The sequence below is a fragment of the Proteiniclasticum ruminis genome (assembly GCF_900115135.1).
In the GTDB taxonomy this organism is placed as follows: Bacteria; Bacillota; Clostridia; order Clostridiales; family Clostridiaceae; genus Proteiniclasticum; species Proteiniclasticum ruminis_A.
In genome coordinates, this window is record NZ_FOVK01000001.1 from 57,805 (window position 1) to 72,802 (window position 14,998).

A 14,998-nucleotide genomic window follows, 5' to 3' on the forward strand; every position below is an offset into this window, starting at 1 on the left:
GATATCGAATTCATAACTCATTATCACAATTGCAAATCTAATGTGAATGAATTGTAAAATAACTATTGGAATCCAGGGACTTTCAAAAAAATGCCCATAAGATTCGGGAAGTATTAATAAATCCATAGAATGGAACCATCAAAATTCAACATATTATAACTACTGGGGTTAAAATACGCAGCGAATTGCCGATAGATTGAGAAGTAGAGATCTTTCCATAATTAAGTGGAGAAGATCAGCGCTTTTTGAACAAAAGGTAAATGGCGCATTGGAGTTTTGAATGAAGAAAAGAATGAAGTCCAAGACCGTTGAATTGAAATATTTCGTGATTCCATTCCTGGTCATCACAATGGCGTTTTCTTACATTGTATACAGCGCCATGGTCAGTTGGATCAAAGACAATTATAACTATATAAAAGCAGATGCGCTCAATGTGGCCCGGGTCTATTCGCAGAACCTCCACAAGTCGGAGAAGGCGAAAGAGCTTCTCTATACGCTGATGGACGACCGGCTGACCTTCGCAGGAACGGTCCTTGGTCAGAGAACGGGAAGTCTTTCCAATGACATTCTGGCAAACTATGCAAAAGAGCTGAATGTGGATGTGCTCTACGCATTTTCTCCGGAAGGGGTTCTTCTCTTTGACAGCACCGGAGGGGCACCAGGATGGCAGGCAGAAGCCGGACATCCCATCCATAGCTTCCTCACCAGTGGAGAAGGTTTTTTTATAGAACCCATCCGGCTGGACTCCTCCAATGGCACTCTTTATAAATATGCCTATGTGAAGCTCCCCGATGGACGTTTTTATCAGGTAGGGATTCTGGCGGAGAGCATACAGGGGTTTCTCAATGATTTTGAAATGGAGAAGCTTCTGGGAGAAATCGGAGAAGCCTACAGTGTGGACTTTGCCCATTTCATCGACAACAACAATGTGATTCTGGAGTCCACCATGAAAGATCGGGTGGGAGACAGCATTTCTGATAAAAATGTGCTCCAGGCCATGTATCTCAACCAGGAGTACGATGTGATCTCCGATGTGGAAGGAAAAAATGCCTACCAGGTATTTGTGCCGGTCTTTGTGGAAGGGGAGAAGATTGGAACTTTGGCTGTGGGACAGAATACAGAAACCTTTCTTGCGGCAGCTTTTGGCGTCATTGGCAAGGGCATCTGGGTGCTTTTCAGTGTCATTGTGGTCATGGGCGTGCTCATTGTCATTACATACAACAAGAGCGCCAGTCAGCTGAAGCTTGCCTACTACGATCCATTAACGAATCTTCCCAACGATTCTTATATGAAGGAATATCTCTCCTCAAAGATCGCCCAGAGAAAGATCAAGAACAAAGCAATCTTTCTCATCAATATGCGTAACTTCAGGACCATCAACATCGCTCTTGGGTTTGAGGTGGGGGATCTCATCATCAGAGAAATCGCTGACCGTCTGGAAGAAGCTCTAGGAAAAAAAGGGATGCTCTTCCGTTTCACCGCAGACCGTTTTGTGTTTTATGTGGAGAACTATCAGGATGCCAAGGATCTGGAAAAAGTAAGCAAGATCATCGCTTCTGTGTTTGACAGACCCTTTGAGTATCTTAAAAGGAACAAGCAGATCCGTCCGGAAATCGGGATTGTTGAAATTTCAGACAGGTACCGCAATGTGGACGATTTGATGAAAGATGCCAGCATCACCATCACTTATCTTGCTAATGGCGTCACAGACCATATGATCTTCAATGCGGAGATGCGCACCAAGGTGGAGCGGGAAGAGGTCATTGAGCTGGAGCTCATACGCTCCTATAAGAACATCCATGATGACATTGTGCATCTGGAGTACCAGCCCAAGATCAACGCCAGAACCAACGAGATTGTAGGTTTTGAAGCACTGGCCAGAATGAACTCCAAAAAGCTTGGCTTTGTTTCTCCTTCAGAGTTCATTGACATCGCAGAGAAGAAGCAGCTGATCCTGCCCCTGGGCACCGCCATTTTGGAAAAAGCCTGCATCTTCACGAGAAAGCTCGTAAGTATGGGCTTTAAGGACATCCGTGTGGCTGTGAATGTTTCGGGCATCCAGCTGCTCATGGATGATTTCATCGACACTGTGGCGGATATCGTCAGAAGAACCGGCATTGAGACCAGAAACTTGGAATTGGAAATTACGGAAACCATCCTGCTGGAGAACTACGCCATGATCAACAATGTGCTGGAAAAGCTTCGTGCCATGGGCATCGAAGTCTCCATGGACGATTTTGGTACAGGATTCTCCTCTCTTGCAAGTATTGGAGAGCTGAACATCGACATCGTGAAGATTGACAGACACTTTATCATGAAAATCGTGAAGGGGACAGAAAAAAACCTCATCACAAACGACATCATCTCCATGGCTCATAAGCTGGGGCTTCAGGTCATTGCTGAGGGTGTGGAGACAGGAATTCAAAGGGAGTATCTGCTTCGGCATGGATGCGAAGTGATGCAAGGGTACTATTTCAGCAGGCCCTTAACAGAAAATAAAGCCATCGATGTGCTGCGGGCCACCGCGGCCCAGTAGAAGACCACTCATTCTGACTGTACCAGTCGGAAGCGAGGGTCTTCTTTGTTTTTGTGTTTTATGCGGAAACACGCGTAGTGATGCAAAAATCATTTTTAGAATTCACAGAATGAATGGATAATTCAGGAAATCTGTGAAGAATTATGATACCTCTCAGTTTTTGTTATATAATGACATTTAAGATTTTGTTATAATAGAAAAATGAGCACCTAAAAAATAACAGAAATCCTATTGTCAATGAATTTTTTAACAATAAATAAGAAAATATAAAAACGAAAACGTATTAAATTCAAAAAAATTACGAAAAAAACTTATTACATACTTATACATTTTAAAATTCGTTGCGTTAAAGGTTTTCATAATGCTATAATGGCGAAGTCAATAAAACATTAGGGAGGTAACTATGGCTACAGAAAACAAAAAGAGCAATGGTCTTTTAAAGAAGATCGAGAACGTAGGAAATGCACTGCCGCACCCAGCAATCATTTTTGTCATTCTCTGCGTTGCAATCGTTATTATTTCATTTATCGTAAACATGCTCGGTACTACCGTCACTTATTTTGATGCAAGACAAGGCAAAGAAGTCACTGTCATGGCTGAAAACATGCTTTCAGGGGCTGGACTTCAGTACATCTTCAACAGTGCCACAAAGAACTTCACCGGCTTTGCGCCACTGGGAACTGTTCTTGTTGCCATGCTTGGTGTTGGTGTTGCTGAATGGTCTGGACTCATCAATGCAAGCCTTAAGAAGCTGATGACGGGTGTTCATCCAAGTCTTCTTACTGCGGTCATCGTATTTGCCGGAGTTATGTCCAACGTAGCTTCCGATGCTGGATATGTAGTTGTTATTCCACTGGGTGCGGTCATGTTTGCCAGCGTCGGCAGACATCCGATTGCCGGACTTGCAGCTGCATTTGCTGGAGTATCTGCTGGATTCTCCGCAAACCTTCTCATTGGAACTCTGGACCCACTTCTAGGCGGACTGACCAATGCGGCTCTTGCCAGTGCTGGCATCAGCTATGAAGTAACTGCTACAGCAAACTACTTCTTCATGTTTGTTTCCACCTTCCTGTTGACCCTACTCGGTACCGTTGTAACCGAAAGGATAGTAGAGAAGAACCTTGGAAAGTATGATGGGGAGTATGTGCCAGACAACGCGAAGCTTACTGAAACAGAAAACAAGGGACTTCGAAATGCTCTGATTTCCCTGGTGGTTTTTGCTGTGGTGATGCTGGTCCTCACCGTTCCTGAAAATGCAATCCTGAAGACAGCAGATGCTGCAGGAAAGCTCACCATCAACGAATTCATGAACAACGGTCTGATCTTCATGATCCTTCTTGTTTTCATGATCCCTGGTTATGTGTATGGAAAAACTGTAGGTAAGATCAAGGATTCCAATGATCTTGTGGAGTCCATGACTGAAGCGATGAAGTCCATGGGAGGATATCTGGTCCTTGCGTTCTTCGCTGCACAGTTTGTATCCTATTTTGGAAAGTCCAATCTGGGTCTCATTCTTTCAGTGAAAGGTGCTGACCTTCTGGAAAGCGTAGGATTCACAGGACTGCCACTGGTCCTTGCATTTATCATGATCTCCGCTTTCATCAACCTGTTTATGGGTTCCGCCTCTGCAAAGTGGGCAATCATGGCTCCGATTTTTGTACCGATGATGTTCAGACTGGGTCTTAGCCCAGAACTGACTCAGGCTGCATTTAGAATCGGTGATTCCACAACCAATATCATTTCTCCACTGATGAGTTACTTTGCTATGATTGTAGTATTCGCGAAAAAGTATGACAAAAACAGCGGTATTGGAACCATCATTTCTACGATGCTGCCATACTCCATCACGTTCCTCATCGGCTGGACACTGATGATGGTTGTTTGGTTCTTCCTTGGCTTGCCACTGGGACCTGGAGCAGGACTGTTCGTATAAAACAAACCATAGAGCTTATGTAATCGTAAGCTCTATTTTTTTCAACATGGATTCTGGTAAAATAAAAAAAACACATGGAGGTAGAGAATGAATAAAGAAAGACTTCTGGAAAGATTTCTGAAGTATGTGAGAATCGACAGTCCAACCAAAGAAGAAAGAGACTTTGCTCTGGTGCTCATGAAGGAGCTGACCAATCTCGGTCTTGAGGTGACCATGGACGATGCTGGAGAAAAAACAGGCTCAAACTCTGGAAACCTCATTGCAAAGCTTTCTGGAGACAAAGAAAGAAGAAGCATCCTGTTCAGTGCCCATATGGATACCGTTTCTCCGGGCAGAGGCATCAAGCCAGTGATCAAAGACGGCACCATCTGGAGCGATGGCACCACCATCTTAGGGGGAGATGACAAAGCAGGCATTGCAGCGGTGATGGAAGCGCTCACCGTCATCAAAGAAGAAGGCATTCCCCATGGTGACATCGAAGTGATCTTTACGATTTTTGAAGAAGGCGGACTCTTCGGGGCAAAGAACCTGGAATACGCAAACCTCAAGTCCAAACTGGGCTTTGTGCTGGACAGTGGCGGAGACCCGGGAGACATCATCGTGCAAGGACCGGCGCAGAACAAGATTGATGTGACCTTCATCGGAAGAGAGGCCCATGCGGGCGTTGCACCAGAGCAGGGCATCAGCGCAGTGATGATGGCAGCTGAAGCCATTTCCAATATGAAGCTTCTCCGCATCGATGAGGAGACCACAGCAAACATCGGCGCCATCCTGGGAGGAGGACCCACCAACATCGTCACCAAGGAAGTGAAGTTCTTTGCAGAGGCCAGAAGCCTCAGTGATGAGAAGCTGAAGGTGCAGAGCGACCATATGGTGGCCTGCTGCGTCGAAGCCGCGAAGAAGTTTGGCGGAGAAGTTCTCACTTCAGTGGAAAATGCCTATGGCGCATTCTCTGTCCCCACAGACCATGAGGCAGTGAGAATGGTGGAGGAAGCCTGCAAAGAGCTGTCCATCAGAACCAGAACCACCACTTCCGGCGGAGGAAGCGACACCAACATCCTGAACCAGAACGGTATTGCTTCTGTGAACCTGGGAATTGGAGAAAGAAAGCCCCATACGCTGGAAGAGCATCTGCACATTAAAGATCTGGAAGATACCACAAGGATTGTTCTGGAACTGATGAAAAAAGCATAAGATCCAAAGGAACAGAAAAACTGCAGTCAGGATGATATCAATATCCAGACTGCAGTTTATTTTTATTCTTCGATGGGAAGGGAATCCGTGGAAAAATAAAGATCTTTGATTTCTTTTGCTGTGAGGGCTCTCATCTCACCAGGTTTCAGGTCCCCCAAAGAGAGGTGAAGGATCCGGATTCTTTTGAGCTTCATGACTTCATGGCCGAAAAAGCCTGCCATCCGTCGGATCTGCCGGTTCATTCCTTCTGTGAGGATGATGGAAAAACTGTTTTCCTCCAGTCTGTCTACCTGGCATGGTTTTGTGAAGCCGATGCCGATGTCAACGCCCTGAGACATCTTCTTCAGGGTGTCATCAGAGATGGGGGAGTCCACCCACACCTGATATTCCTTCTCCACCTGACCCTCCCCGTGAAGAAGCTTCTGAGCCAGGTCTCCGTCATTGGTGAGAATGAGGAGACCTTCTGAATCTTTGTCGAGCCTCCCCACAGGAAATGCATAGTGGGGCAGTTGAAGTGCGGCTGCCAGACCGCCCACCGCTTCCTCATCCAGAGTGCAGATGATTCCCGGAGGTTTATGATAGAGGAAATAAATGGAAGGTTTTTTCTTTACGGGTTCACCGAAAAAGAGGATGTGGTCTTCTTCCGTCACCCATTGTCCTTCTGTGGCGGGTACGCCGTTCACAAGAATCCCGCCTTCACGGATGTACCGGTTCACTTGTTTTCTGGAACAGTAACCATAATTAGAGAGCAGCTTGTTGATACGCACAGGAACATCCCCCTTTCACTTTTCTCATACTAGCACAGGATGTGGTAGAACAAAAGGGCTTTAGCCTCTTATGCATTTCAATATGTGTTAAAATTTGAAATAAGTTGGATAAAATCCATAGGCTATTTCAAATTGTGTTAGAATGAAAGAAAAAACGGGGAGTGTTATATATGAAATGGGTTAAGATGATTTCCTTTCTGGGAGTTCTTGCCATGACAGCAGTGTTGTTCTACGGATTCACCCAAGGAAACTTTTTTGAAGACGGCGGAAAACTGATGGAGAATCCCTGGGGCATCGTATCGTTAGTGGACCTTTACACAGGATTTGTTCTTTTTGCTGTTTGGATCGTCTACAGAGAATCCGGGCTGCTGCCGAAGGTCATCTGGGTACTGCTTCTCATGGTTCTGGGATTTTTCACCGCCAGTCTATATATGCTCATCGCAGCGTATCAGTCCAAAGGGGATCTTCTGAAATTCGCCTTTGGCGCAAAAAAAGAACAGGTACTGTCAAAATACCAATCATAAGAACAAGGAGGCGCTTCCATGTGGTATCAAGAAATACTGTCTGAACTGAAAATGGTCCTGAAGGGAAATACGCTGGATGCGCTTCTTCCTTCGCTATTGTTTGTCTTCCTCCAGTCCCCGCTAGGACTTACCACCAGCGCTCTGGTGGCAGTTCTCTCATCCTTTCTCCTCACAGGATACAGGATCGTCAGAAAACAGAAGAGTTTCTATGCTCTCTTGGGGGTTCTGGGGGTACTGTTTGCTGCTGGCTATGCGGCTTTTTCAGGAAGTGCAGAGAACTATTATCTGCCAAGGCTCTTCAATGGAACCCTTCTTGTGCTGGTTTCTTTTGGATCCATTTTGTTTGGAAAGCCCCTGGCTGCGCTTCTTAGCCACCTGTCCCGGGGATGGCCCATGGGATGGTTCCTGAGAAAAGATGTGAAACCTGCTTATCGGGAAGTGACCTTCATCTGGTCGGTGCTTTTACTTTTGAGACTTCTTGTCCAGTGGAATCTCTATCGGGGCGGGGATCTCACCAGACTCTTTTTCATCAATTTTTTCATGGGGACCCCTGCCACCATCGTGATCCTTGTCCTCAGCTATGTGTATGGCATCTACCGCTTGAAGAAACTGAAAGGCCCCTCGGTGGATGAATACCTGGAAAATGCACCCGGTCCCTATAAAGGTCAAAAGAAAGGGTTTTAAATCCGTTTTAACTGATTTTATAATTTCTGACGACAATATTCCGTTGATGTAGATTTCTGTAGAACGATAGCTACTGAATTGTAGACATACATGTGCTATAATGAGAAAAATAAAAAAGCATCCATGTATTTCTTTGGGCGTCAGGGAGTATGCATATGAAAAACAATAGAAAGCTGGAAACGCCGGATTTGAAGCCGTATCTAATTCCGCTGATTTTGCTCTGCGGAATTTTTCTCGTGACCAGCTTTTTTCTCATGTCTGGAATCCGTCAGCATTATTATGAACTGAAAAAAGAGGAAGCACTGAAGATTGCCAGAAGCTATGGTCAGAGTCTGGAAAAATTCAAGGAAGCAGAAGCAATCATCGAAGGGCTTCTGGAGGAAAAAATCAGAGTATCCTCCAGCATGGCCTCCGGTGCGGGAGAAGAGCTTTCCAGTGACCTGCTGGAAAAGATGGCCCTGGAGCTCGATATCGATGAACTGGACTACTATGATGAGGACGGAGTACTTCTTTATTCCAATCTGCCTGAAGTGATAGGATGGAAGATTTATGAGGGGCATCCCATCGACCGCTTTATAAAAAGTGATGCTCTCTTCCTGGTGGAAGATCTTCGCCAGGATGTCATCACTGGAAACTATTATAAGTATGGATATCTGAAAGTCCCTTCAGGGGGACTCATTCAGGTGGGGCTGAGAGCTGACCGGGTTCAGTCTTTTCTGGCTCAGTATGAGGTGGACCATCTTCTAAGCGAAATGAAGGAAAATCAGGATGCGCTCTCCATCAGTCTGCTGTCGGAAGAGCTGGCAGTCCTTGCCAGCACCAAAGAGAACAAGCACTTGGATATGACGGAGAAAGAACTTGCGATGATCAGGGCGTCCCTGAAAACAGAAAAAGAGTATGGTGCTGTCCTTTCAGAAGGGGAGCAGCTCATGTACAAGGTGTTTCTCCGATTGGATGAAGTGGAAAGCGGGGATACTCTGGCGGTTTCCTATACCATGGAAGAAACCCTGTCCACCATCCGAACGGTGACCACCTACGGACTGCTGGTGCTGGTGCTTGTTTTTTCCGTTCTCCTTTTCAGTATCCGGGTATCTTATGAGAAAAACAAGAAACTGCGTCGCATTGCCTTTTACGACAGCCTGACAGATCTGCCCAACCGGGAATACCTAAAGGAATGGAGCAGAAGGCAGGATCAAGGGACCTTTCAGGGCACCCTGGTGCTGGTGAACATTTTGAATTTCAAACACATCAATGTGGCCTACGGCTATGATTTTGGTGATCTTCTTCTAAAGGAAGTGGCGAAAAGACTTCAAAAGCTCCAGAAGAAAAATCTTCTCCTGTTCCGGTTTTCTGTGGACCGGTTTATCCTTCTATGCAGAGACGCCAATCAGAGGATTACCTATGACTGGATGGCCAAGAAGGTGCTGGAACTATTTGAGGAGCCCATGAGAATAAAAGATCTGGATTTTCCTGTGCAGATCACCCTGGGTGGAGCCCTTTCCACAGACAGAGGGGAGAAAATCACAGAGCTTCTGAAGTTTGCTACAGTGGCGCTGGAAGAAGGCAGAAAAAAAGAGCGGAAGGAAATGCTCTATGAAAAAGAGATGATCGATCTGTTCCGGCGGGAAGAGATCCTCTTAAAAGAAATGCGCGAGGCCATCGAGAAGAAAGACCAAAGCACCCTTTATCTGGCTTTTCAGCCCATCCTCTCCGGTAATGGAGAAGAGGTGGTTGCCTTTGAAGCTCTGGCCAGAATGAATTCCCAAAGCTTTGGACCGGTGTCGCCCATGGAGTTTATTGAGGTTGCAGAAAAGAATCAGCTCATTCAGCGACTCAGCGACTGCATCCTGGACTGCGCTCTGGACTTTATGAAGGAGCTTCGGCGCCAGGGGAAAAGCCACTTGAGGGTAGCGGTGAATGTATCTGGCTATCAGCTTCTAAAGGAAGACTTCAGTGAATCGCTTTTAAGAAGATTAAAATCAGAAGGGATCCGCCCCCAGATGCTGGAAGTGGAGATTACAGAATCGGTGCTTTTGGAAAACTTCCAGCACTTGAACGACAAACTCAAAAAACTGAGAGGCTCTGGAGTCCGCGTGGCTTTGGATGATTTTGGCACTGGGTATTCCTCCTTCATGAGGCTTCAGGAGCTTCATCTGGACACCATTAAAATCGATCAGGCGTTCATCCGAAGAATAAAGAATGAGAAGGAGGAAACCCTCGTCAGCGATATGATCCAGATGGCGCACCGGCTAAAGCTTCAGGTGGTGGCAGAAGGCGTGGAAGAAGAACATCAGAGGAAAAATCTCATCCATTTCGGCTGTGATGCCCTGCAAGGCTATTATTATGCAAAACCGCTGACACCGGAGGAGGCACTTCTTTTCGCAGACAGATTCAAAGAAGCAAAGGATTTCTTTGGATAACGAAAGTTATGATACTGTAGAGGGAAAAAACGTCATGGAAGAAAGTGCGTTAAAAAGTGAAGCAATACTTTAAGAAAACATGCTCATGGACCTAAGATAACGCCCGTAGTTAAAAATCAGGGAAAGAGAAGAGGATAGAGACCGATGAGATTTGGCAGACAGATGAAAAGAATGCTGAAAAAACCAAGAGAAGTGCAGGAACTGGCCAAGGGATCCATGTTTCTTGTGACTGTGGCTCTTTGTCTTGGTCTCATCATCATGTCCGCTGGTATCGAAAACTACTTTGTGAATGATTTGAAGATCAATGCAAGAAACCTTGCCAGAGGATACACCCACAGCCTGCGAAAAACTGTGGAGGCTAGTGGTGCAGTCCGTCAGCTCATCAGCGAGAAGCTTCGCTATGCAGTGGACATCACCTCAGATCTTTCCGGCAGCTTCTCCAATGAGGTCTTAAGAGACGTTGCAAAGGAGATTGATGTGGATGAGATTGATGTCTACAGTCCTGAAGGAAAGATCCTTTATTCCAATCTCAGCGCTTATCTTGGATGGGTTGCTCCGAAAGGACATCCAGTGCAGCAGTTCATCGCCTCCAGTCTTTCCTTTCACGTGGATCCTCTGAGGGAAAACACCATCAGCAGACAGCTTGTGCTCTACGGGTATCAGCGGCTGGAAGATGGAAGGGTCATCCAGGTGGGGAAAAATGCCAAACATCTGGAAGGGCTTCTTTCCGGTTTCGAACTGGAACGGATGATGGATGAAATGCGGAAGGATGAAGACGTCTCTTATGTGACTTATATCGATGAGGACCGGATTGTCCTTGGCAGCAGCACAGGCAGAGAAGCGGGCAGCTATCTGCCGATAAAAGACCAGGAAAACAGTCTCCTGGAATCTCTCCGTGGAGGTCAGATTCTGGGCGCACCTGTGGACTCTATTTATGAGGTGGAAGAACCGGTGCTGCTAAACGGTGTGGAATCGGGACGGCTTGTCATCGGTCTTTCCCTGGAAAGGACGAAAAGGGAGATCCTTCATCTCAACCGCATCTTCACCGTGGTCTTTGTGATGATTTACCTGGCGGCCATCCTGATGCTTTATCTGTATCATTACAAAAGTGCAAGGCTTCATACCATGGCCTATGAGGATGAGGTGACGATGCTTCCGAATCTCAAATATTTCAGAAGTGAGCTGGAGTATCTGTTCATGTCACCCAAGAGAGAAAAACTTGCGGTGATGCTTCTTCAGCTGCCTCGGTTTTCCAAAATTAGCATGGCCAGGGGCCATGAGCAGGGGGAGCGTCTCCTGGAGGAAATGGGGAAAACATTCAGGCAGATGGAGGAGGAACATCTTTCCTTTTTCAAGCACTCCGATGAAAAGTTTCTGGTCCTCATCAAAGACTATGAGGACCGGGAGGACCTGGTCAGGATTCTTTCCGCCATTTCCCGGATTTCTTCAACCAGAGAGCCGGAACAGATGTCCCGATTCAGCACACTGAGATTCGGTGTGGTGGAGGTGAGAGAACAGGATCGGTCCGTGGAAAAGGTGCTGAAAGAAGCCCTCATTGCGCTGAATCATGCAGAGCTTCACCAGGGACTCTATTACAGTTTTTTCGACCAGGACATGGAACAGAAAGTAGAACGGGAAACAAAGGTGGAGGCAGAGCTTCGGCAAGTGCTTCAGAATCAGGAGGAGGAAGATCTCTATCTTTTATATCAGCCCATCATCGGTGAAAAAGGGGAGAAGATTTCCTCGGTGGAAGCCTTGGCCAGGCTGAAGACGCCTGCCCTTGGAGAAGTGTCTCCCCTGGAGTTCATCCCTGTGGCGGAGAAAAATGGACTCATGGGTCTTTTGGGCCTGCGAATCCTTGAAAAAGCCTGCGTTTTCTCTAAGACTTTGGAGAAACGAGGAATTCCTTTGAGGATTTCCGTGAATATATCAGGACTTCAGATTCTGGAGGATGACTTCATCCGGAAGGTCCATGAGGTTCTGAAAGAAAAAGAGGTGTCAGCGGCGTCTCTATCTCTGGAAATCACAGAATCGGTGTTTCTTGGGAACTACGACATCATAAACTTGAAACTGAAAACCCTCCGTGAGATGGGTATGACCATTTCCATTGATGACTTCGGTACAGGGTACTCCTCCTTTGCAAGACTGAAAGAGCTTCATGTGGATGGGGTAAAGATTGACCGGTACTTCGTAAGAAGGATCACAAAGCTTCCAGAAGAGGAGCTCATCAGCTCAGACATCATCCGCATGGTGCACCGGTACGGACTTTATACGGTGGCGGAAGGGGTGGAGCATGAAGAAGAGCTATCTTATCTTCTGAAAGAAGGGTGCGATTTCATTCAAGGATATTATTACAGCAAGCCGCTTCCGGAAACGGAATTCATAGATTTTTGGGCGGACTTCAATAATGAGAAGTTGGAAGGTAGTGTATAAATGGAAATAAATTTCCTCAGTATCACAAATCAGGTGGTGCCCATGGAAGTGGTGGTGATGATTGTCGCTGCCGCCTTGGGCATTCTGGTTTTTCATACCATGCGTTTTCGGGATAGAAGAAAAGAGTGCACGGAGTACGTGAATCTGGCGCTGGATTTTTTTGAAGCCGATCACCGGTTTTTAACCTTTAAAGATGAAGAGAAGAGGTATTTCATGGTGAACCGGGCATTTCTTCTTCTCCATGGCAAGAAGCAGGAAGACTTCATCGGTAAAACTGATGGAGAGCTTCAGAGAAAGGATCTGGCAGAAACTCTGGAAAAGATGGATGACCATGTGCTTTCTACGGGCACCCCGGTGGAGGAAGTGGTGTATGCCCATGAAAGGGTATACCGAATCCGGAAATTTCCTGTGAGGCTTCCCGGGAAAAAGGCGGGTATTGGAATCAATGCCGAGGACATCACCGAGGACATTGCCTATGAAAAAGAGCTGGCAAGGATCATCCGGAGAAATGAGATCCTCATCAGCGCCTTTGCCAAAGACTTTGCTTCCTCCCATGAGCAGCTGGATTATGTCCTCTATCAGGCGTTGGAACTGACAGGATCAGACTACGGCTATATTTACCTCTTTGACGAGGAGAAAAAGCTCTTCTCCTTGGAAAATTTTGCGGTGAAAGGAAAGGTGTCTTCCAAAAGAAGATCCTACAAACAGAACTACCGGCTGGAAAACATGGGTCTTTGGAGTCAGTCGGTGAGAACCAAAGAAGCCCACATTTTTAACCGGGAAAAACGAAGCGCCAGGAATACTGAGGAGGAAGACTATTTTAACCTCATGACTGTGCCGGTCATTCTGGAAGACCAGGTGGTGGCTGTGGTGGGGGTTGCGAACAACCCCAAGGGGTATACGAAAGTGGATGCGGAAGAGCTTTCGCTTCTCATGATCGGCGTCTGGAACGCCAAGGACCGCCGGGAGTTCAGCTTGGCCCTTCGGGACATGAACGCGGACCTTCTGGAGAACAAGGAAAAACTCACCCTCATTCTGAACTCCTCTGCCGACGGCATCTACGGCATGGACACCAAAGGAAACTTCACCTTCATCAACCAAAGCGCGCTGACTCTTCTGGGGTATGAGAAAGTGTCAGATTTCATCGGCAAAAACTGCCATGAGATGATTCATCATAAGAGAAAGGATGGATCTTCTTATCCGGAAAAAGAGTGCCGAATCTATGATGCCATTCCCAAAGGGGAAACCGTCACTTGTGAGGACGAGGTGTTCATCCGAAAAGACGGAACGGCATTTTCCGTACAGTACTCTGCCCATCCCCAAATCAGAAACGACAGGATCATCGGTGCGGTGGTTACTTTTTCGGACATCACAGAAAGGAAGAAGCAGGAGGAGGATGTGCTTTATCTCACCTATCATGATTCCCTCACAGGGCTTCACAACCGTCCGTATCTCGAGAAAGTTTACCATGACCTGGAACAGGAGGAGAATTATCCTATGAGTGTGGTGGTGGGAGATGTCAATGGTCTGAAGCTTTCCAACGATATTTTCGGCCATCAGCGGGGAGACCAGTTCTTAAAGCGCATCGCAGAAGTCATAAAGCACAGCATCCGGGAGGAGGATCTGGTCTTTCGGGTGGGCGGTGATGAGTTTTATCTCTTCCTTCGAAGCACCCGGGAGGAAGATGCAAGGGTTGTCATGCATAGGATTCAGAAAGCTGTGGAGATGGAAGATTTTCAAGGTGTCCGGGGCAGTATTTCCTTGGGGCTTTCTGTGAAAACAGTGGATGGCCTTACCTTGGAAGAGGTGCTGAATGATGCAGAGCAGAATATGTACCGGGAAAAGACGCTGCGGGCAAAGATGGAAGGAAAAAAGCAGCTGTCCTACCTCATCTCTCAGCTCATGAGCTATCCCAAAGAAAGAGCCCATGCGGAAAATACAAGAAACTATGCCCGGGCCATTGGAGAAGCGCTAAAGCTCAGGCAGGATGAGCTGAAGGCGCTGGAAGATGCGGCGTATCTCCATGATGTGGGCAAAATACCTACAATCATTGGAAAAAACAAAGGAGAAATGAGCTTCTATCCCACAAGAAAAGACCATGCGGTCATCGGATACAGAATTCTCAATGCCTTTGAAGAAACCGCAGACATCGCCAAAGCGGTGCTGTCCCATCATGAGAAATGGAATGGTACGGGCTACCCTAAGGGACTGTCTGGAGAAGAAATACCACTTCTTTCGAGAATCATCGCTGTGGCGGAGAAGTTTGACAGACTCACAGGTATCAGTTACGGAAAACCCATATCCAAAGAAGAAGCGCTTCAACACCTGGACCGGGAAAAAGGGGAGACGCTGGACCCGAAGGTTGTGAACGCTCTAAAAGAAGCGGTATGATGATATAGAAGCAGATGCTTTCCCATTTTAGGGAAGAGCGCTGCTTCTTTTTTTTTATTTTTTGTTTATCCCGCCACTTTCCTCAGGTGAGTTCTACTATGGTAAAAACAATATCA

Annotated in this window: 9 protein-coding genes; 8 read left to right on the forward strand and 1 reads right to left on the reverse strand. The window is 46.6% G+C overall.

What is annotated here, in order from left to right:
- Positions 1–280: 280 nt before the first annotated feature.
- The 3 genes from BM243_RS00320 (at position 281) to BM243_RS00330 (ending at position 5,663) form a co-directional block, all read left to right on the forward strand.
- Positions 281–2,536, forward strand: coding sequence for a bifunctional diguanylate cyclase/phosphodiesterase (locus BM243_RS00320; protein ID WP_074908786.1), 2,256 nt, complete (start codon positions 281–283; stop codon positions 2,534–2,536).
- Positions 2,537–2,939: 403 nt separating this feature from the next.
- Positions 2,940–4,469: an AbgT family transporter gene (locus BM243_RS00325; protein ID WP_074908789.1), complete on the forward strand. Its 1,530-nt coding sequence runs from the start codon at positions 2,940–2,942 to the stop codon at positions 4,467–4,469.
- An 87-nt stretch (positions 4,470–4,556) separates the two neighbouring features.
- On the forward strand, positions 4,557–5,663 hold the full coding sequence (locus BM243_RS00330; RefSeq protein ID WP_074908792.1) for a M20/M25/M40 family metallo-hydrolase: 1,107 nt from the start codon (positions 4,557–4,559) through the stop codon (positions 5,661–5,663).
- A gap of 62 nt (positions 5,664–5,725) precedes the next feature.
- Here BM243_RS00330 and BM243_RS00335 read toward each other — a convergent pair whose 3' ends face one another.
- Positions 5,726–6,430: a pseudouridine synthase gene (locus BM243_RS00335; protein ID WP_074908795.1), complete on the reverse strand. Its 705-nt coding sequence runs from the start codon at positions 6,428–6,430 to the stop codon at positions 5,726–5,728.
- Between the two features lie 170 nt (positions 6,431–6,600).
- Here BM243_RS00335 and BM243_RS00340 point away from each other — a divergent pair, with 170 nt between their 5' ends.
- The 5 genes from BM243_RS00340 to BM243_RS00360 all read left to right on the forward strand — a co-directional run bounded on the left by BM243_RS00340 (position 6,601) and on the right by BM243_RS00360 (position 14,882).
- Positions 6,601–6,954 (forward strand): DUF1475 family protein, encoded by a 354-nt coding sequence (locus BM243_RS00340; protein WP_074908798.1) that lies wholly within the window; start codon positions 6,601–6,603, stop codon positions 6,952–6,954.
- Between the two features lie 18 nt (positions 6,955–6,972).
- Positions 6,973–7,638 carry a DUF3159 domain-containing protein gene (locus BM243_RS00345; protein ID WP_074908801.1) on the forward strand — a complete coding sequence of 222 codons (666 nt, stop codon included), beginning with the start codon at positions 6,973–6,975 and terminating at the stop codon, positions 7,636–7,638.
- 155 nt (positions 7,639–7,793) lie between these two features.
- Positions 7,794–10,058 (forward strand): putative bifunctional diguanylate cyclase/phosphodiesterase, encoded by a 2,265-nt coding sequence (locus tag BM243_RS00350; RefSeq protein WP_074908804.1) that lies wholly within the window; start codon positions 7,794–7,796, stop codon positions 10,056–10,058.
- Between the two features lie 144 nt (positions 10,059–10,202).
- A complete protein-coding gene (locus BM243_RS00355; protein WP_074908806.1) occupies positions 10,203–12,491 on the forward strand; it encodes a putative bifunctional diguanylate cyclase/phosphodiesterase in 2,289 nt (762 codons plus the stop codon).
- A complete protein-coding gene (locus BM243_RS00360) occupies positions 12,492–14,882 on the forward strand; it encodes a diguanylate cyclase (RefSeq protein WP_074908825.1) in 2,391 nt (796 codons plus the stop codon).
- Positions 14,883–14,998: the final 116 nt, after the last annotated feature.